Origin of the sequence: Serratia sp. CY32780, assembly GCF_052169135.1 — a bacterium.
Classification (GTDB): domain Bacteria; phylum Pseudomonadota; class Gammaproteobacteria; order Enterobacterales; family Enterobacteriaceae; genus Serratia; species Serratia sarumanii.
In genome coordinates this window covers 2,456,990-2,483,065 of the sequence record NZ_JBJNLI010000001.1, presented here as the reverse complement: position 1 = coordinate 2,483,065, position 26,076 = coordinate 2,456,990, and the positions used below count along the sequence as shown (strand labels likewise).

The 26,076-nt window shown below is 54.1% G+C and carries 23 protein-coding genes; 11 read left to right on the top strand and 12 right to left on the bottom strand.

The annotated features are described in order from the left end of the window. Nucleotides 1-31: 31 nt before the first annotated feature. Genes ACJ8HH_RS12030 through araD form a run of 5 tightly spaced genes read left to right on the top strand, consistent with a single transcriptional unit; the run spans nt 32 to nt 5,546 of the window. Nucleotides 32-1,522 (top strand): sugar ABC transporter ATP-binding protein, encoded by a 1,491-nt coding sequence (locus ACJ8HH_RS12030; protein ID WP_060451714.1) that lies wholly within the window; start codon nt 32-34, stop codon nt 1,520-1,522. Further along, complete coding sequence (locus ACJ8HH_RS12025; RefSeq protein WP_060451713.1) at nt 1,519-2,508, top strand: ABC transporter permease; 990 nt, start codon at nt 1,519-1,521, stop codon at nt 2,506-2,508. The genes ACJ8HH_RS12030 and ACJ8HH_RS12025 overlap by 4 nt, the downstream gene beginning before the upstream one ends. Before the next feature lie 8 nt (nt 2,509-2,516). Continuing rightward, a complete protein-coding gene (locus tag ACJ8HH_RS12020; RefSeq protein WP_060451712.1) occupies nt 2,517-4,004 on the top strand; it encodes an FGGY-family carbohydrate kinase in 1,488 nt (495 codons plus the stop codon). After that, nucleotides 3,991-4,860 carry an L-ribulose-5-phosphate 3-epimerase gene (locus ACJ8HH_RS12015; protein WP_442520232.1) on the top strand — a complete coding sequence of 290 codons (870 nt, stop codon included), beginning with the start codon at nt 3,991-3,993 and terminating at the stop codon, nt 4,858-4,860. Before ACJ8HH_RS12020 ends, ACJ8HH_RS12015 begins: the two co-directional genes overlap by 14 nt. After that, the gene (gene araD / locus ACJ8HH_RS12010) at nt 4,854-5,546 is read left to right on the top strand and encodes an L-ribulose-5-phosphate 4-epimerase (protein WP_016927015.1); all 693 of its coding nucleotides are present in this window, start codon (nt 4,854-4,856) and stop codon (nt 5,544-5,546) included. The genes ACJ8HH_RS12015 and araD overlap by 7 nt, the downstream gene beginning before the upstream one ends. A 6-nt stretch (nt 5,547-5,552) precedes the next feature. Here the strand turns inward: araD and ACJ8HH_RS12005 are convergent, their stop codons facing one another. Both ACJ8HH_RS12005 and ACJ8HH_RS12000 read right to left on the bottom strand, forming a co-directional pair. Then, the gene (locus ACJ8HH_RS12005) at nt 5,553-6,557 is read right to left on the bottom strand and encodes a LacI family DNA-binding transcriptional regulator (protein ID WP_060451710.1); all 1,005 of its coding nucleotides are present in this window, start codon (nt 6,555-6,557) and stop codon (nt 5,553-5,555) included. Nucleotides 6,558-6,901: 344 nt separating this feature from the next. Further along, on the bottom strand, nt 6,902-8,323 hold the full coding sequence (locus ACJ8HH_RS12000) for a hypothetical protein (RefSeq protein WP_060451709.1): 1,422 nt from the start codon (nt 8,321-8,323) through the stop codon (nt 6,902-6,904). A gap of 501 nt (nt 8,324-8,824) precedes the next feature. Here ACJ8HH_RS12000 and ACJ8HH_RS11995 point away from each other — a divergent pair. The 5 genes from ACJ8HH_RS11995 to ACJ8HH_RS11975 all read left to right on the top strand — a co-directional run bounded on the left by ACJ8HH_RS11995 (nt 8,825) and on the right by ACJ8HH_RS11975 (nt 14,171). After that, nucleotides 8,825-9,427, top strand: a complete 603-nt coding sequence (locus ACJ8HH_RS11995; RefSeq protein WP_048216550.1) for a site-specific integrase — start codon at nt 8,825-8,827, stop codon at nt 9,425-9,427. Between the two features lie 211 nt (nt 9,428-9,638). Beyond that, entirely contained in the window at nt 9,639-11,087 is a 1,449-nt protein-coding gene (locus tag ACJ8HH_RS11990; protein ID WP_072274573.1) for an ATP-binding protein, read from the top strand. Next, the gene (locus tag ACJ8HH_RS11985; protein ID WP_072274572.1) at nt 11,087-11,785 is read left to right on the top strand and encodes an HNH endonuclease; all 699 of its coding nucleotides are present in this window, start codon (nt 11,087-11,089) and stop codon (nt 11,783-11,785) included. The genes ACJ8HH_RS11990 and ACJ8HH_RS11985 overlap by 1 nt, the downstream gene beginning before the upstream one ends. 351 nt (nt 11,786-12,136) lie before the next feature. After that, on the top strand, nt 12,137-12,334 hold the full coding sequence (locus tag ACJ8HH_RS11980; RefSeq protein WP_072274571.1) for a YaaC family protein: 198 nt from the start codon (nt 12,137-12,139) through the stop codon (nt 12,332-12,334). Nucleotides 12,335-12,722: 388 nt separating this feature from the next. Beyond that, nucleotides 12,723-14,171, top strand: a complete 1,449-nt coding sequence (locus ACJ8HH_RS11975; protein WP_072274570.1) for an HNH endonuclease — start codon at nt 12,723-12,725, stop codon at nt 14,169-14,171. Nucleotides 14,172-14,423: 252 nt separating this feature from the next. Here ACJ8HH_RS11975 and ACJ8HH_RS11970 read toward each other — a convergent pair whose 3' ends face one another. After that, the gene (locus ACJ8HH_RS11970) at nt 14,424-15,329 is read right to left on the bottom strand and encodes a LysR family transcriptional regulator (protein WP_060451706.1); all 906 of its coding nucleotides are present in this window, start codon (nt 15,327-15,329) and stop codon (nt 14,424-14,426) included. 107 nt (nt 15,330-15,436) lie between these two features. Here ACJ8HH_RS11970 and ACJ8HH_RS11965 point away from each other — a divergent pair, with 107 nt between their 5' ends. Beyond that, entirely contained in the window at nt 15,437-16,744 is a 1,308-nt protein-coding gene (locus tag ACJ8HH_RS11965; protein WP_060451705.1) for a serine hydrolase domain-containing protein, read from the top strand. Between the two features lie 91 nt (nt 16,745-16,835). On the opposite strand, the gene ACJ8HH_RS11960 is transcribed toward ACJ8HH_RS11965, so the two are convergent. From ACJ8HH_RS11960 to ACJ8HH_RS11920, 9 genes are all read right to left on the bottom strand, one after another. After that, the gene (locus ACJ8HH_RS11960) at nt 16,836-17,609 is read right to left on the bottom strand and encodes an ankyrin repeat domain-containing protein (RefSeq protein WP_442520231.1); all 774 of its coding nucleotides are present in this window, start codon (nt 17,607-17,609) and stop codon (nt 16,836-16,838) included. Nucleotides 17,610-17,749: 140 nt separating this feature from the next. Continuing rightward, a complete protein-coding gene (locus ACJ8HH_RS11955) occupies nt 17,750-18,508 on the bottom strand; it encodes an ankyrin repeat domain-containing protein (RefSeq protein ID WP_060451703.1) in 759 nt (252 codons plus the stop codon). Then, nucleotides 18,505-20,007: a phospholipase gene (locus ACJ8HH_RS11950; protein WP_197766253.1), complete on the bottom strand. Its 1,503-nt coding sequence runs from the start codon at nt 20,005-20,007 to the stop codon at nt 18,505-18,507. The genes ACJ8HH_RS11955 and ACJ8HH_RS11950 overlap by 4 nt, the downstream gene beginning before the upstream one ends. Before the next feature lie 223 nt (nt 20,008-20,230). After that, nucleotides 20,231-21,310 carry an LPS export ABC transporter permease LptG gene (gene lptG, locus ACJ8HH_RS11945; protein ID WP_060388038.1) on the bottom strand — a complete coding sequence of 360 codons (1,080 nt, stop codon included), beginning with the start codon at nt 21,308-21,310 and terminating at the stop codon, nt 20,231-20,233. Continuing rightward, entirely contained in the window at nt 21,307-22,377 is a 1,071-nt protein-coding gene (gene lptF / locus ACJ8HH_RS11940) for an LPS export ABC transporter permease LptF (protein ID WP_049195339.1), read from the bottom strand. Before lptF ends, lptG begins: the two co-directional genes overlap by 4 nt. Before the next feature lie 28 nt (nt 22,378-22,405). After that, nucleotides 22,406-22,972, bottom strand: a complete 567-nt coding sequence (locus ACJ8HH_RS11935; protein ID WP_060388037.1) for a YtfJ family protein — start codon at nt 22,970-22,972, stop codon at nt 22,406-22,408. A gap of 20 nt (nt 22,973-22,992) precedes the next feature. Further along, nucleotides 22,993-23,862, bottom strand: coding sequence for a hypothetical protein (locus tag ACJ8HH_RS11930; RefSeq protein ID WP_060451702.1), 870 nt, complete (start codon nt 23,860-23,862; stop codon nt 22,993-22,995). Next, nucleotides 23,862-25,196 carry a lipopolysaccharide biosynthesis protein gene (locus tag ACJ8HH_RS11925; protein ID WP_049200021.1) on the bottom strand — a complete coding sequence of 445 codons (1,335 nt, stop codon included), beginning with the start codon at nt 25,194-25,196 and terminating at the stop codon, nt 23,862-23,864. Before ACJ8HH_RS11925 ends, ACJ8HH_RS11930 begins: the two co-directional genes overlap by 1 nt. Before the next feature lie 72 nt (nt 25,197-25,268). Then, nucleotides 25,269-26,063, bottom strand: coding sequence for a hypothetical protein (locus ACJ8HH_RS11920; protein WP_043147699.1), 795 nt, complete (start codon nt 26,061-26,063; stop codon nt 25,269-25,271). Nucleotides 26,064-26,076: the final 13 nt, after the last annotated feature.

Sequence of the window (26,076 nt, the reverse complement as noted above, 5' to 3'; positions counted from 1 at the left end):
CGGCGGGGCGTTCGGCGCGGAGGGCAATGCGGTGACACCTTTACTGGAACTGAAGCGAATAAAGAAGAGCTTTCCCGGCGTGAAGGCGCTGGACGGCATCGATCTGGCCATTCAACGCGGCGAAGTGCACGCCCTGCTGGGCGAAAACGGCGCCGGCAAATCGACGCTGGTGAAAATCATGTGCGGCATCTATCAGCCGGACGAGGGCGATATTTTTATCGACGGCGAGCAGCGCCGCTTTAACAACTATCGCCAGGCGATCGAGGCCGGCGTCGGCATTATTTTTCAGGAATTCTCGTTGATTCCCTACATGAGCGCCATCGACAACATCTTCCTCAACCGGGAGATCAGGAACCGCTGGGGCCTGCTGGATCGGTGGGCGATGCGGCGCAAGGCCGAGGCGATCTTCAAGCGGCTGACGGTGGCTATCGATCTCGATTGCCCGGTGGAGCAGCTGAGCGTGGCGCAGCAGCAGTTCGTTGAGATCGCCAAGGCGCTGTCGCTGGAGGCACGGGTGCTGGTGCTGGACGAACCGACCGCCACGTTGACGCCGGGCGAGGCCGAGCACCTGTTCAGCGTGATGAACGATCTGCGGCTGCTGGGCGTCGGCATGGTGTTTATCTCGCACCACCTGGACGAGATCTTCACCATCTGCGATCGCATCACCGTGCTGCGCGACGGTGCTTACATCGAAACGCTGGCTACCGGCGACACCAACGTGGAAGAGCTGGTGCGGCTGATGGTCGGGCGCAAAATCGAGAACGCCTTCCCGGTGAAACAGCACCCGGTCGATACCGCGACGGTGCTGCTGGAGGCGGAGATCCAGCGCGAGAAGCACGGCGCGACCGACCGCTTCCACCTGCACAAGGGCGAGATCCTCGGCTTCGCCGGGCTGGTGGGATCCGGGCGCACCGAGACCGTCTCGGCGCTGATCGGCGCCAGCCGCTGCCACCGCAAACGCGTCAGCCTCGGCGGCCAACCGGCGGCGCTGCGCTCCCCGGCGCAGGCGCTGGCGCAGGGCATCGGCCTGCTGCCGGAGAGCCGCAAAACTGAGGGCCTGGTGCTGCCGTTCTCGGTGGCGCAGAACATCACCCTCAACCGGCACCACCGGCGCGGCAAGATCTTCGTCAGCGCCCGCAAGGATCGCGACGTGGTGCAGCGGCTGATCCGCGCCGTGGGGGTGAAAACCCCGGACGCCGAGACCGCCGTCAGCACCCTGAGCGGCGGCAACCAGCAGAAGGTGGTGATCGCCCGCTGGCTCAACAACGACTGCAACATCCTGATCTTCGACGAGCCGACGCGCGGCATCGACGTGGGCGCCAAGGCCGAGATCTACCAGCTGATGCAGCAACTGACCCAGCAGGGCATCTCCATCATCATGATTTCCTCCGAACTGCCGGAGATCATCGGCGTGTGCGACCGCGTGCTGGTGTTTCGCGGCGGCCACATCGTCGCCGAGCTGACCGGCGACGACATCGAATCCAACCACATCATGCTTCACGCGACCGGGAGTGCCTTATGATCGGAATTGAACAACCCGCCGTGGCGCGCCGCGCCGCCGGCCCCAGCCTCGGCAAGCGCTGGGAAAAACTGCTGCATCACCCGGCGGTCTTGCCGTTTATCGGCTTCGTGATCTTGTTCGTATTAATGAGCCTGCTGAACGACAGCTTCCTCAGCGTCAACAACCTGACCAACGTGGCGCGCCAGGTGTCTATCAATGCCATCATCGCGGTGGGCATGACCTGCGCCATCCTGACCGGCGGCATCGATCTCTCGGTGGGGCCGGTGATGGCGCTGGCCGGTTCGGTCGCCGCCGGGCTGATGCTGGCGGCGGTGCCGATCCCGCTGGCGATGGTGGCGGCGCTGGCGGTCGGCGCGCTGTTCGGCCTGGCCAACGGCGCCTGCATCGCCTATCTGCGCATGCCGCCGATCATCGTCACCCTGGCGTCGATGGGCATCGCCCGCGGCCTGGCGCTGCTCTATACCGGCGGCTACCCGATCTCCGGCCTGCCCGACGTCTTCTCCTTCTTCGGCCGCGGTACGGTGCTGGGCATCCAGGTGCCGATCCTGATCATGCTCGGCGTGTACGTGCTGGCCTGGCTGATGCTCAACCAACTGCCGTTCGGCCGCTACGTCTATGCGATGGGCGGCAACGAAGAGGCGGCGCGGCTGAGCGGCATCCGCGTGCCGCGCTACAAGATGCTGGTGTACGTGATCAGCGGCCTGACCGCCGCGCTGGCCGGGCTGGTGCTGATCTCGCGCCTGATGAGCGGGCAGCCCAACGCCGGCGAAGGCTTCGAGCTGGACGCCATCGCCGCGGTGGTGCTGGGCGGGGCGGCGATCTCCGGCGGGCGCGGCGCCATCGTCGGCACGCTGGTGGGGGCGATGATGCTCGGGGTGCTCAACAACGGCCTCAATCTGATGAACGTGTCGCCGTATATCCAGAACGTGGTGAAGGGCGGCATCATCCTGGCCGCCATCTACCTCAGCTCCGTGCGGCGCAAATAGGAGGCGCGATGGCAGTCTTTCTTGGCATAGACGTCGGCGGCACGGTGATCAAGGCCGGGCTGTACCGGGCAAGCGGCGAAGAGCTGGCGATCGCCGAGCGCGACGGCGCGGCGATCGCCGCCCAGCCGGGCTTCAGCGAACGCAATATGGACGCGCTGTGGGATGACGTTTGCGCGGCGATCCGCCAGACGCTGCACGCGGCGGGGCTGGAGGCCGGGCAGGTGCGCGGCGTCAGCTTCTCGGCGCACGGCAAAGGGCTGTACGCCATCGACCGCCACGGCAAGCCGGTCGGCAACGGCATTCTCTCTTCGGACAACCGCGCGGCGGCCACGGCGGCTGAGCTGCGCCGCACCGGCGTGGGCCCGCAGACCTACCCGCGCAGCCTGCAGCCGCTGTGGCCCAGCCACCCGGCGCTGCTGCTGCGCTGGCTGAAGCAGCGGCAACCGGCGCAGTACGCCGCCGTCGATCGCATCCTGATGGCACACGACTACCTGCGCTTTCGCCTCACCGGCGAGGCGGCGGCCGAGGTGACCAACATCTCCGGCAGCAATCTGTTTAACCAGCGCAGCGGCGCTTACGATCCGATGCTGATGGCGGCCTTCGGCATCGAAGAGGCGCAGGAGAAGACCGCGCCGGTGATCGGCTCGGCGCAGCTGGCCGGGCGGGTGACGGCCGCGGCGGCGGCGCAGTGCGGCCTGCGAACGGGCACCGCGGTGTACGGCGGCCTATTCGACGTGGTGGGCGCGGCGCTCAGCTCCGGCGTGGCGGACGACCGCACGCTCAGCGCGGTGGCGGGCACCTGGTCGATCGCCACCTGCGTGACCGAGCGCATCATTCCCGCCGATTATCCCTACGCCTGGGGGCGCTACTGCATCGACGGCCGCTATTTCGTGCACGAAGGCAGCCCGACCTCGGCCGGCAACCTGGCCTGGTTCCTGCGCCAGTTTTGCGCCGACGACCGGCAGCGCTACGCCCAGTTCAACGCTTGGGTGGCCGAGCGCCGCGAGCAGCCCAGCGGGCTGCTGTTCCTGCCTTATCTGTACGGCTCCAACCTCGGCGGCAACACGCCGGGCGGGCTGATTGGCCTGAGCGCCCACCACGAGATGGCGGACGTAGTGCAGGCGATCTACCAGGGCATCGTGTTCTCGCACCTGATCCATCAGGAGCGCATGGTGCAGCTGAACCCGCGCATCGAGCGGGTACGCATGACCGGCGGGCCGACGCAGTCCGAGGTCTGGATGCAGATGTACGCCGACGCCGGCAACCTGCCGCTTGAGGTGGTGGAAACGCGCCAGAGCGGCTGCCGCGCCGCTGCCCTGTGCGCCGCCGTCGGCGCCGGGGAGTACGCCGGGTTCGCCGAAGCGATCGCCGCCGCGCCGCCCAAACTGCGCTGTTATTATCCCGCGACCGCCGCCCATCGGCGCCTGCGCGCCCAGCAGGCGCGCTATCTGGCGGTCGCTCAGGCTTTGAGTGAGGTGACTGATGCAAACGACTAACGCCGCCTGTCTGGGGCTGTATGAAAAGGCGCTGCCCGCTGAACTGAGCTGGCCGCAGCGGCTGGCCACCGCCGCCGAGCTGGGCTTTGAGTTCGTGGAGATGTCGATCGACGAACAGCCGGCGCGCCAGCAGCGGCTGGACTGGGATCGCCGCCAGCGGCTGGCGTTTATCCAGGCGCGGCTCGACAGCGGGGTGACGGTGCCGAGCCTGTGCCTGTCGGCGCACCGGCGCGATCCGTTCGGCAGCCATGACGCCGCCACCCGCGAGCGGGCGCGGGGGCTGATGAGCAAGGCGCTGGAATTGGCGACGGATCTCGGCATCCGCAACATCCAGCTGGCGGGTTACGACGTCTATTACGAACCCGCCGATCGCCACAGCCGCGAGCGCTTTATCGAGGGCATGCAGTGGGCGGCGGCGCAGGCCGCCAGGGCGCAGGTGATGCTGTCGGTGGAGGTGATGGACACGCCGTTCATCAATAGCATCAGTAAATGGCGCGACATCGCCCGCCACGTCAACAGCCCGTGGTTCACGGTGTATCCCGATCTCGGCAACCTCAGCGCCTGGGGCAACGACGTCGCCGCCGAGCTGGCGCTGGGCATCGGCAGCATCACCGCCATGCACCTCAAAGACACCGTCGCGGTGGGGCAGGGCAGCGCCGGGCAGTTCCGCGACGTGCCGTTCGGCGAGGGCTGCGTGGATTTCGCCCACGCCTTTTCCGTGCTCAATGCGCTCGGCTATCGCGGCCCCTACCTGCTGGAGATGTGGGCGCGCGAAGACGGGCAGGACAAGCAACGCATCGCCCAGGCCAAGGCCTGGATCGAACAACAGATGAATGAGGGAGGCATCGCATGCTGAACGAACTCAAGCGGCAGGTGCTGGCCGCCAACCTCAGCCTGCCGGCATACGGGCTGGTGACCTTTACCTGGGGCAACGTCTCGGCGATCGATCGCCAGAGCGGGCTGGTGGTGATCAAGCCTTCGGGCATCGCCTACGAGGCGATGACGCTGGCGGATCTGGTGGTGGTGGATCTGGAGGGCAAGGTGCGCGAAGGGCACCGCAAGCCCTCATCCGACACCGCCACCCACCTGGCGCTGTACCGCGCCTTCGCCGATATCGGCGGCGTGGTGCACACCCACAGCCGCAACGCCACCATCTGGGCGCAGGCCGGGCAGCCGATCCCGGCGCTGGGCACCACCCACGCCGACTACTTTTACGGTGACATTCCCTGCACCCGGCCGATGAGCGAGGCGGAGATCGCCGGGGATTACGAGGGGGAAACCGGCAAGGTGATTATTGAGACCTTCAGTCAGGCGGGGCGCGATCCGCAGCAGGTGCCGGGAGTGTTGGTTTACTCCCACGGCCCGTTCGCCTGGGGCAAGGACGCGGCGGATGCGGTGCACAACGCGGTGGTGCTGGAGGAGGTGGCGATCATGGCGATGGCGACGCGCCAGCTGGCGCCGGCCATCGCCCCGATGCAGCCGGAGCTATTGGACAAACATTTCCTGCGCAAGCACGGCAAACACGCCTACTACGGGCAATAGCGCCCGTCAGCGATTCAACAGCGAGCCGGTGAAGAACTCTCTGCGCACCGGCAACTCGCCGCGCGGGCTATTAATGGCGCTGAACAGCAGCTCCGCGGCGATCTCCCCCAGCTTTTGCGTATCGTGATACACCCCCGGAATGTGCAGGCCGTAAGCGCCGGCGCGCGGCGGCTCGTCTATCGAGAAGAACTTCACCTGCTGATAGAGACCCATCTCGTGGCAGATGGCGATGGCACCCAGCGTGATGATGCCGTTCAGGCCGATGATGTAATCCGGGCGGTTTTCCGGCTGCGCCAGATAGGCGCGCACCTCGCTTTCCTGCGAGGTGAAATCGTAGTCGCCGTTGATGATATGAATCTCACGCCCGCTGCCCTGTAGCGCCGCGACGATGCCGGCGGTGCGCGTTAGCGTAATCTCCGAATCCGCCGGGCCGCCGATAATCAAAAGCTTCTTCTCCGGCTGCTCCGCCAGATAGCGCCCGGCCAGCACGCCGATCTCGCGGTTATCGAGGAACACGCCGCTCAGCTGCTGATCGTAAAGATCGCGGTCGATCAGGATCAGCGGCACGCCGTACACCACGGCCAGCTCGAGATAGGCGGGGCGGTAGCGCTTGTCGTCGCGCACCGCCGACAGCAGGATGCCCCGCGCCTTATAGCCGAACAGCGCCTGAATGGCGCGCATTTCCGCCTCCTCGCTGCCGTCGGTGTCGAACAGCATGATCTGGTAACCCTGCTGACGCGCAATGCGCGACACGGTCTTGATCAGGCCGGAATAGAACGGGTTGTACATGCTGCTGGTGACGATGCCGATAATCTGGCTGCTGCTGCTTTTCAGCCCCTGCGCGAAGGCGTTGGGCACATAGTTCAGCTCTTTGGCGATGGCATGAATGCGCTCGCGGGTTTCCGGCTTGACCAGCTCGGGCTTATTGAAGGCGCGGGAAACGGTGATATTGGTCACCCTGGCGCGGCGGGCGATATCCACGATAGTGGCATTGGGATTGGCTTTCGACACCGTCTTTCCTTGCGTTATGCCTCAACAGATCCCTTATTGTAGGGAAAGGGCGGGGGCGGTGCTAGGGGGGAGTGGGTAAGGAGTTTTCTACGGGAGAAGTCGAGCATGGAAGTCCGTTTTGCCAGAAGCGGACGTTGCTAGTGCCAGCCCATGTTAATCAACAGGGGGCAGATCAGATGGGCTCTGTCACCAAAGGTTGCTTTCAGTTGGTTCATGTTCCGATTCCCAAACCTAATGAGGCATAAAAATTTAATTACTATTAAACGAATTAATATTCTATTTGGGAATGATATGGACGTAATGTGATGTATTAGCTCATACCTGAGCTAATACACACTGAATAATTAAGCTGCTACAAGGGTATCTATGATTTTTGCGGTTTTTTGTAATAGTTGAGCATCAGTAGGTAGAGAAATAACATTCCTATTCTTAGCAATATTTATAATCATTGGTTCAAATTCATTTTTTGCAAACAACGGGCGGTCAGAAGATGCATACATATCTCGCAAAAAATCTGGTACGTCCTTCTCTTTAAAACCATCAATAACTGACTTTGCCTCTTGCTCACTTAACAGATAATTAAAAGCAAGTTCACCAAATGCTTCTTCAACTATTTTAAGCATTTCTTTAGCATCGTCCTCAATAAACTCATCGAGAATAGCTGAAACTGCAGCATTTGCAGCCGTACCACCGGCAAACGCACCTAGTAACCCCCCGATGATTCCGCCTGCAGCCGTGCCAACGAAAGGAATAAGTGAACCCAATGCGGCTCCTCCAGCAGCGCCTGCCATCCAGCCACCTGTTCCGCCAGCAACTCCAGATGCAGTAGCTGTAACATTCTTGAATAATTGAGCGCCTGAGCATCGGCCCTGAAACATTCGAACAAAATCTACCGAAGATATAACCAGAGTAGTGACAACACCTGTGACGATATTCCCGCGCAAAAGTTTGCTAACGTGGTTCATCGCAGCGGCACCATAAATCGCATTACCTGATCGTAAACCATTTGCAATCCATGCGGCAGCTTTAGGCCCCATTTGCTGAACGATCCAATCTGTAGCGCCACGCAAACTTTGTTCTATACCTGTTCTGCCAAGTTGAGCAGTAATGATGCTACTAACCCAGGCTACACCCCCCACTTTTAATCCAGCATAGCAAGATGATTCAAGAGCTTTATCCCAGTCTTCGCCATTCCATAGAGCGACAGCGAATGAAACAGCCGCAGAGATTCCCATTGCAGTACCAGCCAACTTAATGCCGTTTATTGCATCATAAGTTAAGCTTTCAATAGTACCAAATTTAGCAATATTCCTTACTTGTTCATATGTGAATGAACCTTTTCTGACAATATCTTTCGCTAATTCTGGATCTTTTATACCTGGCACCTGATTATTTTTTATTCTATTCTCCATTGCCTTCACCGCATCATCATATTTATCTGACGGTACTTCTATTTGCATAGGAGTACCATCAGTGTTTAAGTAGCGGAAAGTTCCATTTTCAAAACATTCACTGATACATTTTGAGCCTGAATTACAATATTTTGTTTGTATGTGAATGCCATCCACCAGTCTGTCAGCGCCATTTTTGACATTGTCACCGCCAACAATCTTTGCATTTTTCCCTGACATCACATCCTTAAGGTGATTCGCTTTTTCAGCAGCAAATCCATGACCTCTGGTTGCCCCCAAGACTACATTGTCTGCGTAATTTTCAGAGCTGCCAATTATACCAGCGGTTGTTCCGACAATACTTTTCTCATTCATGAGGTATATATCCAATCTCAGGCAATAGACGTTATATTTACTTAGTTATCGGCATATATATATCACTCTTTAGGAGCTTTATTCAAAAATATCAGCCGTTGTCGGGTTGATGGTGACATTAATGATCCACAACATACTGTAAAACATAGTTTTTATTGAGATGAACCGTACTCATCTTGGTGTACAGCCTGAGGGATAATTTAATTATCGATGGGAATGTAAGTATCCTGCATGATCATACCATTCTCCTTTAGAGGGCCTCTGGCATGTGGGTTAGGCACTGAAGTTATTGCGATACTTGATGATTTGCAAAAAGCAGCATTTCCTTCATATCTCAACTAGTATAGGGAACATCTTCCAGACGGGTTAGATGATGTAGCTAAAATATTGTGGATGACCAATGGTTATTAAGGCGTGCAGCCCGTTATAGGAAAAGATGTCCGCTTCTCACTCATGAGGGACAGCCATACTCAGATCACCCACATTTCAGGAGATTTGAGTATGAACACATCACCGTGGAACAAAGACCGTATCATCGGCCAAAAAAGACCACTTCAGATATCTCATATCTGGGGGATCCGAATCAGGCTTGAGCTGGAAGGTAAAACGCGCGATTTGGCTCTGTTCAATATGGCCCTTGATAGTAAGCTTCGAGGCTGTGATCTGGTAAAACTCAAAGTATCTGATGTTGCATATGGTAGCTCTGTTTCAAGCAGAGCTACGGTGCTACAACAGAAAACCGGCAGCCCTGTCCAATTTGAGATAACCAAAGGGACAAGAGAGGCTGTTTCTGCATTGATAAAGCTTGGCAATTTACGCAGTAAAGACTACCTGTTCCGATCTCGGGTCGGTACTAACCAACACATATCACCCCGGCAATACAACCGAATTTTTCATGGGTGGGTAGCAAAAATTGGTCTCGAAGATTCGCTTTACAGTACACATTCCATGAGAAGAACAAAACCTTACCTGATCTACAAGAAAACTAAGAATCTTCGTGTGATTCAACTCCTGTTAGGTCATAAGAAACTGGAAAGCACGGTCCGTTATCTGGGCATTGAAGTCGATGATGCGTTAGAGATTTCTGAATCGATTGAAGTCTAAGGTTATCAGGGCTGCAACAGCAGCCCTGTGCCAGGAGCGGACGTTGAAAAGTACGCATTGTTTTAGTGGACGATACGCGCGTACTTTTTTTATAATTCACGTAGGGTGAAAAATTATATTCACAAGTTATAAATTAAAAAATATAATAGAAGATAGAAGGTTAAATCGTAAGCCTACGAATACGATTCTAACTTAATATAGGGAGATCATAATGTTTAAGCTTGATACAATAAAAAATCACAGAAAAGATGACGTTATAGTTAGCATTGACAATAAATTGAATAATGAGAGCTTTTACACATTAATTACAGGTGAGAATGGGTGTGGTAAGTCTACTTTACTAAGCAAAGCTATTAATAGCTTTCTATTTATCAACCCTAAGAAAAGTAAAGAGTGTCAAGTTTCTTCTTCGTCAAAATCGCAACCATCGAGAATAATTGCCATATGCAATGCTCGATATAATAAGTTTGCGCTAAAAAAAACCTTCTTGGAAAAAAATAAAATCTATAATCCTGATTATTATATCCAAGCAGATCCTACCTTGGAAGTAGGGAGGGCCTTAAATGAAGTAATCCAATTATCATTAAGGGAAATAACTAATACACAAAATGAAATCAATAACAAAACGGTGAGAACCATACAGGATAAAGAAAGATGCTTTAAAGCTTTTTCCATGATCGGAATACACCCTGAGATTAGATTTAATTTGGAATTAAATGTTGATAGAGTTTGTAAAATAAAGGATGCGTACGAGCGTCAGGAATTAAATGAACCTAGTCATGTCTCAGTTGTTCATTCCCTCTCTAGGGAGTTCCTTTATCTCGCCAGGATGAATCACATTAGTTCAAGTGATATTGAAGAATTTTTCAATTTTTATGATTTTATTGACAATAAAACAATTAGCTTAGGAGAGGGTGTTTTACACTTTGATTCCCCTAGATATCAGATTCTATCAGAACAGACTAATACTGACTTATTAAGAATCGGAATAGCAGTGGGTTTTATTGCCCCTGCAAAAATAAAAGTTCAGCGTGACAACTCTTTGAAATGGGTAAGCCATCATGACCTTAGTTCTGGACAACAATCTTTACTTTTAAATGCAATACTCATATCTATTTTCGCGAAAAAAAATTCTTTGATTTGCATTGATGAACCAGAAAATAGTCTTCACCCTGAGTGGCAAATAAACTATATGAAGTTTCTAGACTGCTTATGTCCATCAAATCTGCAAAGTCATATTTTTATTGCGACACACTCGCCACAAATAATTTCAGGACTACAGAGCAATAATGGTTGCATAGTGTCTTTGTTAAATTTAAATCCTATGCATAAAAATAACAGAAATCATATTTCAACAACTGGGGAAATAATTTCAACAAATTGGCAAGAGTTACATTCAGCATCATCGTATAGAAGAAAATCCGCTGCTCATCAACTAGTGGATATTTTTAAAAGCCCTGGTTTTGATAATGAGGCAATAATAAATAAGTTATTATTAATTCTCACTAAACAGACAAAAAAAATTGAGATAAATTATGAAGATGAAAATTTTATTGATGGTGTTCAAAATTTAATTAGAAATGAAAAAATAGATGACTGCGATCCTGTATTGGTAATGTACAAACAAATTAAAGCTATTGCTAATTTAAGGGGATTTTAATGATATTGCAAGCAATCGAGTTCAAAGGTGACTTACTCAGACATGTGGAGACTTTTGATGGTGATTCAGGCCACTGGGATGGAACTGACAAAATTAGAGTTAAGCTGAGGGGAGCGATAAGAAAGCATTATCTTGCGCAGCAAGATTATCATTGTGCTTATTGCAATAGATTCAGGCAAGACTTCCATGGGTATTGCTGGGATATAGATCATATTATCCCCAAAGACACACACCCTCAATTCACCTACGAGCCGCATAATTATGCACTGACATGCAAGGATTGCAATACTAAGAAAGGTGAGTTTAATGTTTTAGAACCTAGTGTTATAGCTGCTGTAAAATATCCTAAAAATAGCAATGATTATATAATAATAAATCCTCATTTTGATGACTACAGTGTTCATATGGCTGTGGATTATAACTTTAATAAACAGGTTTACCACATTCCAAAAACAAAAAAAGGAACTGAGACATTTAGGATGTGCAATCTATCAAGATTCACAGAGGTAATAGCAAAAACATCAGAGGTTGTTGAAGGTGAAAATATCACTATAGGCTTTTCAGATACAGAGTTTAGAGAAATCTATATAAATTATAAAGCAATAATGAACAATAATGAACTAACTCCGAGTGAGAGAAAGCAACGACTCATTTCAAGATTGACTGAATTACTAGGAGTTGACATGAACAATATGTGACTATTCTTGCCGATAAAAGAATCTGAGTACGTACATGCGCCAGCATCCGTAAATTCGTGGTTTACTGCAATTCTCGATCCTCACTATGTTCACGGGCAGACTTTAAGAACTCTGCCACCCACTTTTGAAAAGGATGTCGGTGACAATACTTGCTATCGAGTAAGAAGAAAGAAATGATTTAAGTGGCAGAGAGGAAATGGAAACCAAACAACAAATCTACAGCAACTAACAAAATACCACCAAGACACTAGAAAATATGTATTCTATATCCACGGACCTATGCGTCTTTGGCATTTAAAACGAGACAAACGCAACCTGCCATAATTTATAGAACGACATATAGTCCCACTAATGTTTGGAGCAATGCATCGCCTAAGCGAGTTGGCAAGATATAACCCAGATTATTTAGTCAAGCATTTCGTTAGCCAGCATAACTGGCTTTTAAGTGAATTCATCCAGATAGCCCCAACTCAATTTATTGATGAAATATCCTCTGAAATTACTGGCCAAGAGTTCATGACCCCGGGGCGTGCAGCAAGATCACTCTAAAATGTGATCAACTGTTGCTTTTGCCGTTCGCTTGACGTCTAAAAGCTGTGCTTTTAGACGTCCGTTAACTTAACCATTAATGTTCGCTCCCTCTTAACGGGTATGCCAGCCTCCAGACCGGCGGTTTCCTGCCAGAAGCGGAATTCATTAAAATGATTTACTGTTAACCGATGGAAAAAAATCAAGCATAGGTAGTCGTTTGCGCATTACTCTCAAAGAGCTTGTTATGCAAGTTACCGTTGAGTCATGTCATTTGATTAACGCATAAATAAGCGGGTGCGGTTTATCATTAAATCACCAGAAAACTGTTAAAAATTACATTTCTAAAAAATTCCCTAATAACATATAATCACTAATGCTAAAAATTTTTTTACCTTAAGGATAAGTTATGGACGTATGTTATCTTTGCGGAAATGATTTTAATGAAAATTCTACAGTAGACCATGGAGAGCATGTTATACAACAGGCCATAGGTGGAAATTTAGTCAGCAAGGGCATCCTTTGCAAAAAATGTGGTGGCGATCTCAGCCGAAAAATAGATAATCCTTTTAATGCTATATTTGAAGGAATAGCAACACGGCTTGATATAAAAACAGACAGGAAGGCAAACAAAAGTCCGTCCATACCCGGTACGATAATAAGCGAAAAAGATGCTTATGGCATGAACCTTAAAGATACTAAAGTTTTTTGGAAAAATTTTAAAGTCTCTCCCATCAAACCCTTTCATAGGTTTACTGAGGATTATAAAAAAGTTATTATCTACTCCCAAAAGAAAAATTTTGAGAACCATAAATCAATAGTTCAAAAAGAAATCCAGAGCATGGAATTGGATACCCCTCCTGAAATAATTATGTGCGACGACATTGATTGCAATGTGCAATATCAGTTTCCTATGGAGAATATTGCTTTTAAAAGGGGGGTTGCGAAAATTGCCATTGGTTTTGCCTGCACACACGGAATTTCGAGAGAGACTTTAAATTTAGCGTTAAAAATCTCAGAAGACAATCACGGATATATTGATGAAAGAATAACTTTAGTTCAATATGCTCCTTTGAGTATAATTGATGGATTCATTGAAAATGATAAAGCAAGTTTGGCTAATTATCCTTCACATAATTTAATTCTATTTACTTCGAAAAAAGATCCTTCTTTATTATGGTGTTATATTGAGTTGTTTTCAACCTTTCAGTATTATATATTATTAAGTGATAGTTATGATGGCAAGCCTGTTTATGAGTACCATTATCAACGAATCGAAAAAGCAGATGAGTATGTTTTTACTCCAGACAGAAGACATTATAAAGAGCGTAATTTAATTCTAGGAGGGTTGGGGATTACGGATGAACGCATCCAATCAGCATATGAAAAACAGAAAGATAATAAAAATCAAAAATCATTAGAACAAATCGAAATAGATATAATCAGGGAAGAGACTGATAAGCAGAAAAATAAGGTGGATTTCGAACGTGACATCAATAATTTTGTCAATTATTGTGCGCAAAAAATATTTTTAAATAATGACCTTGATTTTGAATTTATGATGAATTTTAAGAGGAATTTTTCGCTATTCAGTAGGGTTGTAGTCAATGATGAGGATGAGGTTGAAATTTTCGATATATTAAGCTACCGACGTTACTACATCGAAAACGAAAAACTTGTAGATTACCCTGATGCCTTAATATTGATGAAAATGTGTGCTGAATCAGAATTGAGAAAATATAGTTTCTACAAATTTAATCAGCTCGAAAGTTATAGCCAAAACAAGGTGTTAAGAGAGAAAGTAAGGCAGGTAAAAAACTTTATTGAAAAATCAAAAGATGAAAATCACACTGAATGATTTCTAAAGCTGCTTTCCTATGAGCAATAAATTCCCATTTTAAGTTAGCATATTCATTTTTTTGTACAGAGCGCTACGCAAACGTCCGCTCTTCGCTCAAAGCCGCCCCTCAAAGCAATAAACCAGCGCAGCGGTGGAGTGAAGACGCGAGGGGCTCATAGGCAGAAAATTGCTATCCCTGCTTAAGAACGATCGAAAAAGGAACGCGGACCATGAGTTCTACGATCGACTACCGGTAACAACACCGCTAATCTACAGCAACTTTTCACCCCCAACCCCTCTCCACAACCCCGGCAACAACCCCAACGTCTCATCAATCAGCGCCCGCCGGTCATTGCCCGGCTTCCAGATGGTCACCATGGTTTGGCTGATCCCCTGGCTGCCCACTTCGGTGCGCAGCGTGCTGACGTTTTTCCACTGTTCCGCATGCATATGCGTCGGCAGGAATCCCCAGCCGCAGCCCTGTTCGAGCAGGGCGCGCAGCATTTCCAGTTCGTTAGTGAAGATTGTGTGCCCTGAAATTTGCAGGCGTCGCGCCACGGGCTCGTCAGAATCCGGGTGCATGATCACCTGCGGCGTGAGCGAGAGCTCCAGCAGCGAAAGCGGCTGTTCCGCGCCGGGGAAAAGCGTTTCGGCGGCGTAGAAATCCATCTCTATCGCCCCTAAGGCGCGCCACTCCATGGTGTCGCCCACGCTGCGGTGGCGCGCCTGACAGATCCCCAGATCGGCCTGGCCGTTTGCCAGCAGCCTTTCCGCTTCGTCGCGTGAGGCGTTAATCAGGCTCAGCCGCGTGTTGCGTTGGGCCATAGCGGCAATCAGCGCCTGCAGCAGCGCGCGGGGCGTAAAGGGATCGTAAACCAGCGATATTTCCTGCGCCGCGCTCTTGGGCACGTCTTTGGCAAATGCCTCGAACGCCTTCACCTGGCGCATCAGCAGGTGCGCCTGGCGCTGCAGCTGTTCGCCCTCCGGCGTCAGGTGCAGGCTGCGCCCCTCGCGCAAGAACAGCGCATAGCCCAAACCATCCTCGAGAAAATCAATCAAATCGCGCAGCGTCGTGCGGTCTTTGCCCAGCTTGAGCGCGGCTTTCGCCAGGCTGCCGTGCTCGGCCACGGCGGTGAAGGCTTCCAGTTGGGCAAAGGAATAAATCAGGCTCGGCACGCGGTTCTCCCGTCGATTTTGCGGGGGATTTTCCCCCATCAGGCGTTTTTTATTATAGGCCGCGTTTTTTTAAGCTGAACGCCTTCCTGAGCTAAGCGAGAAAAAATATGAAAAACAAAGTGTTTAACCGCAGCCTGCTGGCGGGCGTTGTCATTAGTCTCTGCAGCGGCCTGCTAGCGCCCGCCGCGCTGGCCGCCTGTGCGGGCACCGAACTCAGCGCCTGTCCCGCGCCTTTCGATACGCAATTGCCGGACACGCACAAGATGCTCACCTGGAGCCAGAGCGACCGGGTGATCGGTTTTCGTAACGACTACCGCAACTATGCGGGGGATGTGTTCCATCACGGCAATGCCGCCCCGCTGCCGGCTGCCGCTAAACCGCTAACGGACGCCAGCTATCGGGTGAATGGCAAAACCTACAGCCTGCAGGATTACCTGCAGCGCCAGAACGTCAGCGGCATGCTGGTATTGAAGGACGGCAAAATCGCCTGGAAATACCTGGGGCAGGGCAATACCGACGCCACCCTGTGGACGTCGCGCTCGGTAGGCAAATCGGTGGTCGCCACGCTGGTGGGCGTGGCGATTAAACAGGGCAAGATCCACTCGCTCGACGATCTCATCACGCAATACGAACCCGATCTGAAAGGCACCGCGTGGGACGGCGTGACCCTCAGGCAGCTGATCACCCACACCTCCGGCGTGGCGTGGAATGAGGATTACACCAACCCGAAATCGGACTTCGCGCAGCTGACCGAGTGTGAAGCCAGGCCCGGTACCTACGCCTGCGTGCGCAAGCTGGTGGCCGGTTTGCAGCGTGCGCATCCGGCCGGGCAGAACTGGTCTTACTCCTCCGGCGGCGCGTGGCTGCTGGGCGACGTGCTGGAGCGCGCCACCGGCATGCCGCTGGCGGCCTATCTGCAGCAAAGCATCTGGCAGCCCTACGGCATGGCGAGCGACGGCGTGTGGCATGCCTACGCCAAAGGCCAGCATGACGTGGGTGCGCACGGGTTCAACGCCACGCTGGAAGACTGGGGGCGCTTCGGCGAGTTCATCCTGCATAACGGGAGGTTGCCGGACGGCAAACAGATCTTGCCGGAAGATTGGGTAGCCCAGTCGTCCAACTGGACGCGGGCGGCAGGCTCGGTGTCGGCGGCGCATCCTGACGGCATCTACGGCTACCAGTGGTGGAACAACGAAGTGCCGGTGAATGCGGCCAACGTGGAACCAGCCCCGCAGGCTTCCCTCAAGCATTCTCTGTGGGCGCTGGGGATCTTCGGCCAGATGATTATGGTCAATCAGGCGGAGAATCTGGTGATCGTCCAGTGGTCTACCTGGCCGCAGGCGGAGCCGTCCTTCAGCGCGCAACCGCTGGAGGCATCGCTGATGTTTAGTGCCATAGCGAAGGAATTGCGTTAACGTCGGCTGGGCAAGCAGGGGCTGGATGGCGGTTGCCATTCTGCCTCTGAGCGGCATATTCCATGTCTTCGACGCTGACCTTAAGGGAGTCTCAATTCTCTACAGGTAGAGGAGGCCAGTCTCCACCGTTTTTAATTAATAACTCTTTTATCTTGTTAATTTTCTCTTTATCCTCGGCATCGCCTACCCCTCTATCTATAAAGCGTTGGAGCTGATTGCCCATAGTCCAACCAAACTTACCCTTGATTTTATTATCTGCACCTCTCTCCAACAGAAGTATAGTATGATCAAACGAACGAGAATCCAGAGAGCTTATTAATATGGTATTCCCCAATGAATCCATTGTATTTATATCCGCACCATAATCCAGCATCACCTTTAACGTTTCAGGGTTTTTCGTTTCTAAAGCTTCGAATATAATGGGTTGATTGAATACCTTGTCTTTTGCGTTTGGCGGTAAACCTCCGTCGAGCATGGCCTTGATCCAAATTCCCTTGTCGGCTTTCATGACAAATTCCGCCGGGCTGCTTCCCCCTTCCGGTCTGGGCTGCAACGGGTCTGCGCCAGCTTTAACCAGGTTGGTTATTATTTTCAGCCTTTCCGGCGTATTTTTATCATAGATTGCGTTTAGCACCGACCAAAACAGCAGGGTCATGTCTGCTTTCACTGGTCGATTCAGTTCTTCCTTGCTTATTGAAGGAAGCTTCTCTTTCAGTTTCACTTCATCGCCATCATAAATCAGCTGTGCGATGTCCAGCTGCCGGCCTTCAAAAAAATCCTGTGGTTCATATTCCATGCTTTTGTTGCATCCTTGCACCATGAGGACAGTAAACAGCAGCGCTATTGTCATTATCGATTTGCTCATGTTTTCCCCTGAGAATGGTGACATCCTCGTCTCTTCAATCAGTTTTATTGTGTGGTCTATAGCGTGTTTATCGAAAACCAGATGCAATCTGACAGCCCAGGTATAAAAAATCGGCAGCTGTCAGATCTGCGTTGATGAAATTACTGTGTTTCCTTTGCTCCTTTCAAAAACATGAGCTCGAGTATTTTCTTACACTGTACATTGTATTCTGAGCCATCTTGGCTGTCTTTTATTTGCCGATTCACTGCTGTTAACAGCGAAAGATTGTTTATATTTACCGGGTTAGGATTTGCCCCTCGATTGAGCAGTAGGGTCATGTGCTCAAAGGCTGAGCTAAAAAAAGCATCCATTAATAAGGTTTGTTGCAAGGAGTCTCTGATATTTATATCCGCGCCATAATCCAGCATCACCTTTAACGTTTCAGTGTTCTTGGCTTTGATTGTTTGGAATACAATGGGCTCATTGAATACCTTATCTTTTGCGTTTGGCGGTAAACCGCCGTCGAGCATGGCTTTGACCCAAATCCCCTTGTCGGCTTTCATGACGAATTCCGCCGGGCTGCTTCCTCCCTCTGGTCTGGGCTGCAACGGGTCTGCGCCAGCTTTAACCAGGTCGGTTATTATTTTCAGCCTTTCCGGCGTGTTTTTATCATAGATTGAGTTCAACACCGACCAAAACAGCAGGGTCATGTCTGCTTTCACTGGTCGATTCAGTTCTTCCTTGCTTATTGAAGGAAGCTTCTCATTCAGTTTCACTTCATCGCCATCATAAATCAGCTGTGCGACTTCCAATTGACGGCCTTCAAAAAAATCCTGTGGTTCATATTCCATGTTTTTTTTGCATCCTTGCATCATGAGAACAGTAAACAGTAACGCCATTGCCATTATCCACTTGCTCATATTCTCCCCCTGATGGTGGCGACATCCTCGTCTTTCTGATCTTCAATCAACTTTATTGTCTGGTCTATACCGTGTTTATCGAGCAAGGTTCCTGTCCCACCGGCAAGAGTGTGTGGTATGCCGGCGGCATCAGGCAGCGCCAGTGATGACCACTCTTTCAAGGTGAAAGGCAATGCTGTGCCCCAGGGTTTTTGCAAAGCATCGGGCAGGGCATTTTTTATAAGCTCATAGTCACTTTCGTTATTAACCTCCTGTAACGTAGTTAATAGTTCTCCCTCAACTCGATAGGCCTGTATGTTCTTGGCTGAACCAATCATTTCAGCTCCGTATTTCCCTACAGTTCCATGATGGAGCCCGGCTGCATTAAACGTCCAGGCGGGTTTTCCACTGGTCATTGATGCGGCGGAGGCCATTCCCCCGCCCAATGAATGACCAGAAATATCGACACCGGAGGAGTTCTTTACTTGTAATCCTATTTTAACCGCCTGTTTATAATAGTCTGAGCTCGTCCCCATCCCCTGAGCACCATTATTTATCCAGTCATTCACATTTTTAATTCCTGACAAATCGCCCCTAAGGGCCTTTTTGGCGGCGCTGCCGATTCCCTCCGGGAACTCTGGCGCTCTTGATCCTCTGAACACGACTGTCGGATTCATCTCTTTACCAAAAATACTGTTGTCAGGTTGATATACCCTTGCCAAAAAATCCGGCGATTCATCTCTGTCGAAGAGCATATTTCTGTTTAGCCCAATTTTACTCAGGGCCGCATTATCGTTACTGATATCTTTCCAGCCCTCGGGAACGTCGGGTGTATCCTTTAGCGGATTCGTGGTCTTGTAGATATTCTCCGCCAGCTTTGCCTTCTCGACGGCGACATTGTTTGCCGCCAGGCGTTCCGAGGCGATTCGGGCATCCGGGTAGATACTCCGTTGCCCGCGGCCAATGAGGTATTTTCGCTCCTGCCAGCGTTGCGCTTTGGTCAACGGGCCAGACACGACCGACTGTGAGGCTCTTCCACCTTGCGCCGGGATATCCGGGCCAAGGGCCGGTTTGGCCCGCGTGACTTGTGCGGGGAAGACGGACGGGCGCGCCCGGCGGCCGCCATAAGACTTCACGGCCTCTTCGTACCGCTTCACTATCTTGTCCACCGGGTAGTTGGGCTCTTGTCTTCCCTGCGGTATCAGGTAGCCGTCGATGTCGGCGTAAAATGGCCCCATCGTCGCCAACACGCCGGGCCGGGTTTCGACCGCTACGACAACGCCGCTCATCAGGTCGCTCTGCACTCTTGCGCGCAGGTTAGAGCTTATTCCGTTTTGCGTAACGCCGACTTCACGGCGGATCCGTTCGCCACCGCGAAAACCAGAAAAAAGCGACAGAATGTCATTGTCCGGCATGTATGAAAGGCTGTGACAGGCGCTGGAAGGGCTGACTATACGGGGGAATTCATCAGGTGAAATAATATCATCGGCGATATACAGCAGTTTCAAACGGGAAAACATAGCGTGTCTCTTCCTTTGCTTGCTGCGTCTTGGCCTGTTCAGGCGGGCGCTCGCACTCCTTGCACTCGATGGCGCCCTGAGGGGCATGTTATCGAACGGCAGTCAGCAGTAGCTAACGGCGCATAGGACACCAGATAAGGGATGATAACGGCTCAGGCCAATTTGTAAAGCCGGCCAAAGGTTAACCGGAAAGTTCTTGTTTTCCAAAGGCTGCTGCGGGTTTTTAACCCCGCCGATCAAACCGATAAACCAGCACCAACGCCAGCGCCAAAATCAGCAGCGGCGGGACGAGGGCGGTGAAGGGCGCGTTGAGGGCGAACAGCAACCCCAGGTTGAGAACGATCTGGTAAGCGATGTAGGTCAGCAGCCCGATGATGACGCCAAGCGCTAACCGGTTGCCCATGCCGGGGGCGCGCGGGGCGGTGAAGGTAAACGGGATGGCCAGCAAAATCATCGCCAGCACCAGCAGGGGCTGGCCGAGTTTTTTCCACAGCGCCAGGCGGTATTCGGTGCTGGGCTGCCCCGAGCCCTGCAGGTAATCGATATAGCGCTCCAGCTGTTGGAGCGAGAAGCTGCCGGCCGGCAGGGTCAGCTCTTTCAGGCTCGGCACGGCGAACAGCGAGCGCCACGGCAGGCTGCTATGCCGCTCAATCGTCTCTTTTCTGCCTTGCCAGCTTTTCTGCATCACGTTGTGCAGCAGCCAGCTGCCGTCGGCGGCGGTGCTGGCGCTGTCGGCGTAAATGTAAGATTCCAGCGCGCGGTTGGCCTGATAACGGAAGATCTCAATGCCGTGGGGCTGGTCGTTCTCATCGACGGTTTTGACCGTCACAAACTCATTGCCGCGCCGCGCCCACAGCGGGTTCACGGTGACGTCGTTAGCGTTCGACTGCGCCAGGGCGTTGTTCTTCATCTGCAGCGCGCGTTGCTGCAGCGGCGAGGCCGCCCATTCATCGAGGGCGCCGAGCGACAGGTTCATCAGCAGCCCGGCGGCGAGCATCACCAGCGCGATGCGGAATATCGACATCCCGGCGGCGCGGATCGCGGTCAGCTCCAGGGTTTTAGATAGCTGCCCCAGCCCGACGATGCCGCCGAGCAGCGCGATAAACGGCCCCAGATCGACCAGGCTGCGCGGCAGGGTCAGCACGGTCACCAGCAGCGCCTGCTGCCAGCGGTAGCCGCCCGGGGTCACGTCCTCCAGCTCGTTGATCAGCGTAAAGGTGGTGAACAGCGGGATGAGCAGCCCGGCCGCGGCGGCGAAGCCGATGAACACGTTGCGGATCAGGTAACGGCTAAAAATAGTCATCGGGAGGGTTTCCGCAGCAGGGATAAGTCGCGCGCCAGCAGCAGGGCGATGCCGGCAGCCATCGCCAGCGGCACCAGCCAAACGCCGGGGATCGTCGGCAGAGAGCCGTTGGCCACCAGCGTGCGGCAAATGTTGCCGCCATAGAAAATCGCGGTAAACAGCACCGTCAGGGGCAGCAGCGCGGCGTAGCGCCCTTGTCGCGGCTTGATGCGGCTAAAGGGGATCGCCAACAGCACCATCAGCACGGTGGTCAGCCCGCGGCTTTCGCGCCATTGTAGTTCGGCGGCGTCACCCGGATCGGCGGAGCGCGCCAGCTCCGCCGGCGAGGCCGATTTGTGCCGGCTCTCGGCGCTGGGTACGAACGGTTTGAGCGCGATGTCGAAGTTGTCGTAGTTCTGCCCGTTGTCGTCGGTGCCCTGGCGATCCAGCACATAGGCGGTGCCGGTTTTCAGCCGCACGGCGGGGCTGGCGGGGGAGGCGTCGAGCACCTCCACCGACTGCGCGCGGTACAGGTTGGTGTGATGGCCGCCGCGCACATAAATCAGGGCATCCGTCAGGTGGTTGGCCGTTTTGTCGACGTGATTGGCGAGGATCATGCGGCCGTTGCCGCTAACGTTGAATTTGTCGGCCTGCAGGTGGCTCACGTCCAGCACCGACTGCGACTCTTGCTGCAGCTGATAAATATTGGCGTACGCCCAGGGCCTGCCATACAGCGACAGCAGCGTGACCGCTATCGCCAGCGGCACGGCCAGTATCAGCACCGCCTTGTACAGCCGCAGCGGGCTGGCGCCGGCGGCCAGCATGGCGGTGATTTCCGCATCGCTGTACAGCTGGCTCAGCGCCACCGCCACCGAGACATACAGCGCGACGGGCAATATCATCTCCAGCGCGATCAGCGACTTATAGAACACCACGTCGGCCACCACCCGCAGCGCCAGCGTGCCGTTGGCGGCGTCGGTCAGGTAGCGCTGGGCGGAGTAGCTGGCGAACATAAAGATCAGAAACCCGGCGATCATCATCACCAGGCGGCGGATCTCAACCGTGATATAGCGTTCAATTAAAGACATGCGTCATCGGCTCCCGGCGGTGTGCGCTTCATGGCGTCTCCCGGTCGATCAGGGTGCGCAGCAGGGCAATCACCTGATCAACTTCCTGCGGGGTGAGTGCGCCGTCCTTCGCCCACTGCACGCGCCCGGCCTGGTCCAGCACCACGATGGTGGAGCTCTCCTCCGGCAGCCGCCAGGCCATGCGCCCCAGCCCGTCGCTGTCGACGATGAACTGCGCCCAGGGGTAATTCCGCTTGTTTTTCTCGATCTTGCCGCGCACGAAGAAGCCGGAGCCTGGTATCGCATCGTCGGTGTTGACGATGGTGGTGGGCTGGAAGCGATCGCCCGGCAGGTTCGCGTCCTTGACGGCGTTGATCAGCAGCGAGTTCTTCTTCTTGGCGGAGGTGCGCCCGGCGATGTATTGGATCACCCGCACTTTGCCCACCAGTTTTGCGCTGTTCCACGGCCGGTAGCTGAAATCGCCGTTGCGCAGAAGCAGTTCGCCGCGATCGGCGATGGCGATTGGCGCCACCGGCCGGCCCTGCACGAAGTTATGCGCGGATGCCGCCAGCGGCGACAGCAGCAGCGTGAAGATCAACAAGCGAAGCAACGTCATCATGGCTCCTTGCAACGCGCTTATCTGCCCGCAGCGACGGCCGGCGGGGAAAACGACAGCGGAAAGCTCGCCAGCAGCAGCTCAAGGCGCTGGCGAATGTCGATATCCAGGATCGCCGGCCGATCGTAGATATCGCCGCCGGCCAGTTTGTCCGCCACCATCACGTCGTGCCGGTCGCCCATCAGGCCGTTAATCGCCGCCAGGAAGCGCGAGATCTGCCGGGCTTCGCGATTGTCGGGGTCGATCGATCTCAGCGTGTCGTAAAACGACACCTGGCGGCTGACGATTTTGCGCACGTTGTGGAACTGGTGCCCGGTCAGCGCCGGGCTGGCGATCAGCGTCTGCAGCTGGCGCATTTGCTCCTGGCGGTAGGCGATAAAGCCCTGTGCGCTTTCCAGCCGGGTGTGGCGCAGCGCATAGCGCACATATGACCACACCGGCTTGCTGAGCAGCAGCCGCAGCAGGTTGCCGTACAGCGTCAGGTTTTTCTGGTTGCCGTTGCGAAACGCGTCCTGAAAATGGCCGAGCACCACGGTGGTGGTGTGGAACAGGCGGTTGGCGCGGTGGGGCGCGCCGTACAGCTGCTGGGCGAAGCGCAGGTGCTTGTAGCGGGCGCGGATATATTTGTAGCGCATGCGGGTGGGCGCCGCCAACTGCGGATCTTGCAGGAAACCGTTCACCAGTTGCAGCAGCTCGCGGCGGGAAAAGCCGTCTTCCCAAAACTGCAGGCACAGCGCGTAGTTGTCCCGAATGCTCTCGGGGGAACACTGCAAATCAATCTGCTGCGGCAGGCTGATATTCGCCTCAACCAGGTCATCCTCTTCCACCGCGACAAACAGCGCCTGGGTGGTTTCGGCGGAGAACTTCTTCCAATTATCGTTAGCGGTCATTAATTACTCTCTTTGGGCACATTCAGCCCCAACATAAAGCGATTGCGGTAGGCGCCGATCGTCGGTATCAGGGATAACAGAACGTCTAAACATTGCCCCAGTAGATAAGCGAAGGCGGCGCCCTGCACGCCGAAGGCATATGCCATCGAAACCAGCAGCGCAATGTAGGCCGCCGAGGCCGTCGCCTGCGCGATCAGGAAGGCGCGCTGCTTGCCTGCCATAAACAGTAAGGATTCCTGCGGGAAGCCCATCATGGAAACGATGATCGCGCCCAGCATGATTTGAATCAGGTCATAGGCTTCCAGGTATTGCTGCCCGAAGACGGCGGAAATGAGCGGCTTGCCCACCAGCAGCATCAACACCGCGACGGCCAGGCCGATGCCGCCGGCCAGCAGCGAGGAGCGCAGGCCCAGCAGCCACGGGGTCTTGGTGCGCGGATCCAGGCGCATGATCTCGGGATAGAAGCTTTTCTCCAGCAGCTTGGCCGGGGTGCCCGTCGCATCGAAGAAGGTCATGGCGATCTTGAACAGCCCGGCGGCGGCCGGCCCGAGTACCACGCCCACCAGCACGGTGGTGCAGGAGTTGCGCGCGGCCCAGATGGTATGGGCGATGTTGGTGGTCCAGACGAAGTTCCAGGCGCCCTCGATGCGGCGCGCGACGTTGAACAGCCGTGGCCTCAGCGCGCCGTGGATATCGCGGCGGCGCAGCTCGCGCGCGGTGAACCACCAAAACAGCGTGCCGCCGATCAGGTTAGAGGCATACCAGGTGACGATAAAGCCGGGGAATCCCAGATCGAAATAATAGGAGATGACGCTGCCCACCGCCTGCAGGAACGGCTTGATGGCCTGCTGGATGGCGATGAGATCGAAGCGGTTGAAGGCGCGCAGCACGCCGGTCGGCGTGGACGAGGTCATCGACGGGATCAGGGTGCAGTACAGCATGGCGAGCCAGAAGCTTTCGCTGTCCAGCCCCAGGGCGTGAGACAAGAAAGGCAGCATGATCATGCCGCCCAGCACGGCGATGACGCCGCTGGCGATATCCAGCCCGAAGGAGAAGGCGACGACGTCGCGGAAGCGCCCGGTGTTTTGATGCTCCAGCGCCGGGGTGCCGAATTGCACCACAAACTGCCAGGTCTGGAATTTGATGAAATCGCTGACCGCTTTGGTATAGGCCTGGATCACCACCAGCACGCCGAACATTTCAGGCGACATGCCTTTACCGGCGCAGGAGAGCGCCAGCAGGCCGAGCAGCGCGCTGGCCACGCTGCCGGAGCCTAAGTAGGCGGCATTACGTAAAATGGAGCGAAATGCGCCATCGGAAAACCACCGTTTCATAACCCAAACCAGCCGTTATCGTTGTTTTGCTGCATCTTGTGTTCCGCTGTCATGCGCTTGCCCTGTATGCGTTTAATAAACCTGAGTTTCTTCGCCGGCGTTTTCGCCGGGTTGCCCGATGTCGCTCTGTGGGCACTTCGCGGGGTTCACCACGGCGGAAATGGCGTTGAGCGCGTTGCTCAGCACCTCGTCGTAAGGGGCTCTGGCGTCCAGCTCGATGATGCGCGCGCCGTTGTACTGCAGGCGCACCATGGCGGAAATCTTGTCTTTCAGCTCTTCATAGCTGTGATCGGGCTTGCGAGAAAACGCCGTATCGACGTCGATATCGAGGCGAATGATCAGCGCCGGCCGATAGACGGCCATGCGTTGATATAAACGGCGTTCGCGCGCCGCCAGGCGGCTCAATAGCCAGCCTTTTGCGCGTTCCACGCCGATGCCGGGCCCGTCGTAGTAAAAACCTGAAATTTCCGCCTGCGGGTAGCGATCGCTGATCACCAGCACGCCGCTCTGCGCCAGCCGCCGCACCTTGCGCAGGTTGGAGGCGCGCCACAGCGAAAAGCCGTACATGATCAGCGCCGCCCACAGCGCCGGCGGCCTGTTGCTCATGCGCTGGGTTTTATCGGATTTGGCCGCCAGGCGCCGTTCCAGCCACACGCCGATGAACGGCAATTTCTTGATTTTGTCGCCGTCTTCGCCGGAGATCAGCCCCAAATAGCGCCGCTCCGTGGGGCGATGTTGCTGCAGGTTCTTGACCAGATCGGCGGTCAGCGTGGACTTGCCGGTGCCGTCGCTGCCCACCACGGCAATCAGCCCGGTGATGCAGGCGGAAGAGGTATTCTGTTCGGCGGTGAGTTTATTTTTTTTCATCTGTTTCGGTACG

Coding starts and splice junctions, on each gene's coding strand:
- ACJ8HH_RS12025 (WP_060451713.1), top strand. CDS start 1,519: ATGATCGGAATTGAACAACCCGCCGTGGCGCGCCGCGCCGCCGGCCCC.
- ACJ8HH_RS12020 (WP_060451712.1), top strand. CDS start 2,517: ATGGCAGTCTTTCTTGGCATAGACGTCGGCGGCACGGTGATCAAGGCC.
- ACJ8HH_RS12015 (WP_442520232.1), top strand. CDS start 3,991: ATGCAAACGACTAACGCCGCCTGTCTGGGGCTGTATGAAAAGGCGCTG.
- araD (WP_016927015.1), top strand. CDS start 4,854: ATGCTGAACGAACTCAAGCGGCAGGTGCTGGCCGCCAACCTCAGCCTG.
- ACJ8HH_RS12000 (WP_060451709.1), bottom strand. CDS start 8,323: ATGAATGAGAAAAGTATTGTCGGAACAACCGCTGGTATAATTGGCAGC.
- ACJ8HH_RS11995 (WP_048216550.1), top strand. CDS start 8,825: ATGAACACATCACCGTGGAACAAAGACCGTATCATCGGCCAAAAAAGA.
- ACJ8HH_RS11990 (WP_072274573.1), top strand. CDS start 9,639: ATGTTTAAGCTTGATACAATAAAAAATCACAGAAAAGATGACGTTATA.
- ACJ8HH_RS11985 (WP_072274572.1), top strand. CDS start 11,087: ATGATATTGCAAGCAATCGAGTTCAAAGGTGACTTACTCAGACATGTG.
- ACJ8HH_RS11980 (WP_072274571.1), top strand. CDS start 12,137: ATGTTTGGAGCAATGCATCGCCTAAGCGAGTTGGCAAGATATAACCCA.
- ACJ8HH_RS11975 (WP_072274570.1), top strand. CDS start 12,723: ATGGACGTATGTTATCTTTGCGGAAATGATTTTAATGAAAATTCTACA.
- ACJ8HH_RS11965 (WP_060451705.1), top strand. CDS start 15,437: ATGAAAAACAAAGTGTTTAACCGCAGCCTGCTGGCGGGCGTTGTCATT.
- ACJ8HH_RS11960 (WP_442520231.1), bottom strand. CDS start 17,609: ATGAGCAAATCGATAATGACAATAGCGCTGCTGTTTACTGTCCTCATG.
- ACJ8HH_RS11955 (WP_060451703.1), bottom strand. CDS start 18,508: ATGAGCAAGTGGATAATGGCAATGGCGTTACTGTTTACTGTTCTCATG.
- ACJ8HH_RS11950 (WP_197766253.1), bottom strand. CDS start 20,007: ATGTTTTCCCGTTTGAAACTGCTGTATATCGCCGATGATATTATTTCA.
- lptG (WP_060388038.1), bottom strand. CDS start 21,310: ATGACTATTTTTAGCCGTTACCTGATCCGCAACGTGTTCATCGGCTTC.
- lptF (WP_049195339.1), bottom strand. CDS start 22,377: ATGTCTTTAATTGAACGCTATATCACGGTTGAGATCCGCCGCCTGGTG.
- ACJ8HH_RS11935 (WP_060388037.1), bottom strand. CDS start 22,972: ATGACGTTGCTTCGCTTGTTGATCTTCACGCTGCTGCTGTCGCCGCTG.
- ACJ8HH_RS11930 (WP_060451702.1), bottom strand. CDS start 23,862: ATGACCGCTAACGATAATTGGAAGAAGTTCTCCGCCGAAACCACCCAG.
- ACJ8HH_RS11925 (WP_049200021.1), bottom strand. CDS start 25,196: ATGAAACGGTGGTTTTCCGATGGCGCATTTCGCTCCATTTTACGTAAT.
- ACJ8HH_RS11920 (WP_043147699.1), bottom strand. CDS start 26,063: ATGAAAAAAAATAAACTCACCGCCGAACAGAATACCTCTTCCGCCTGC.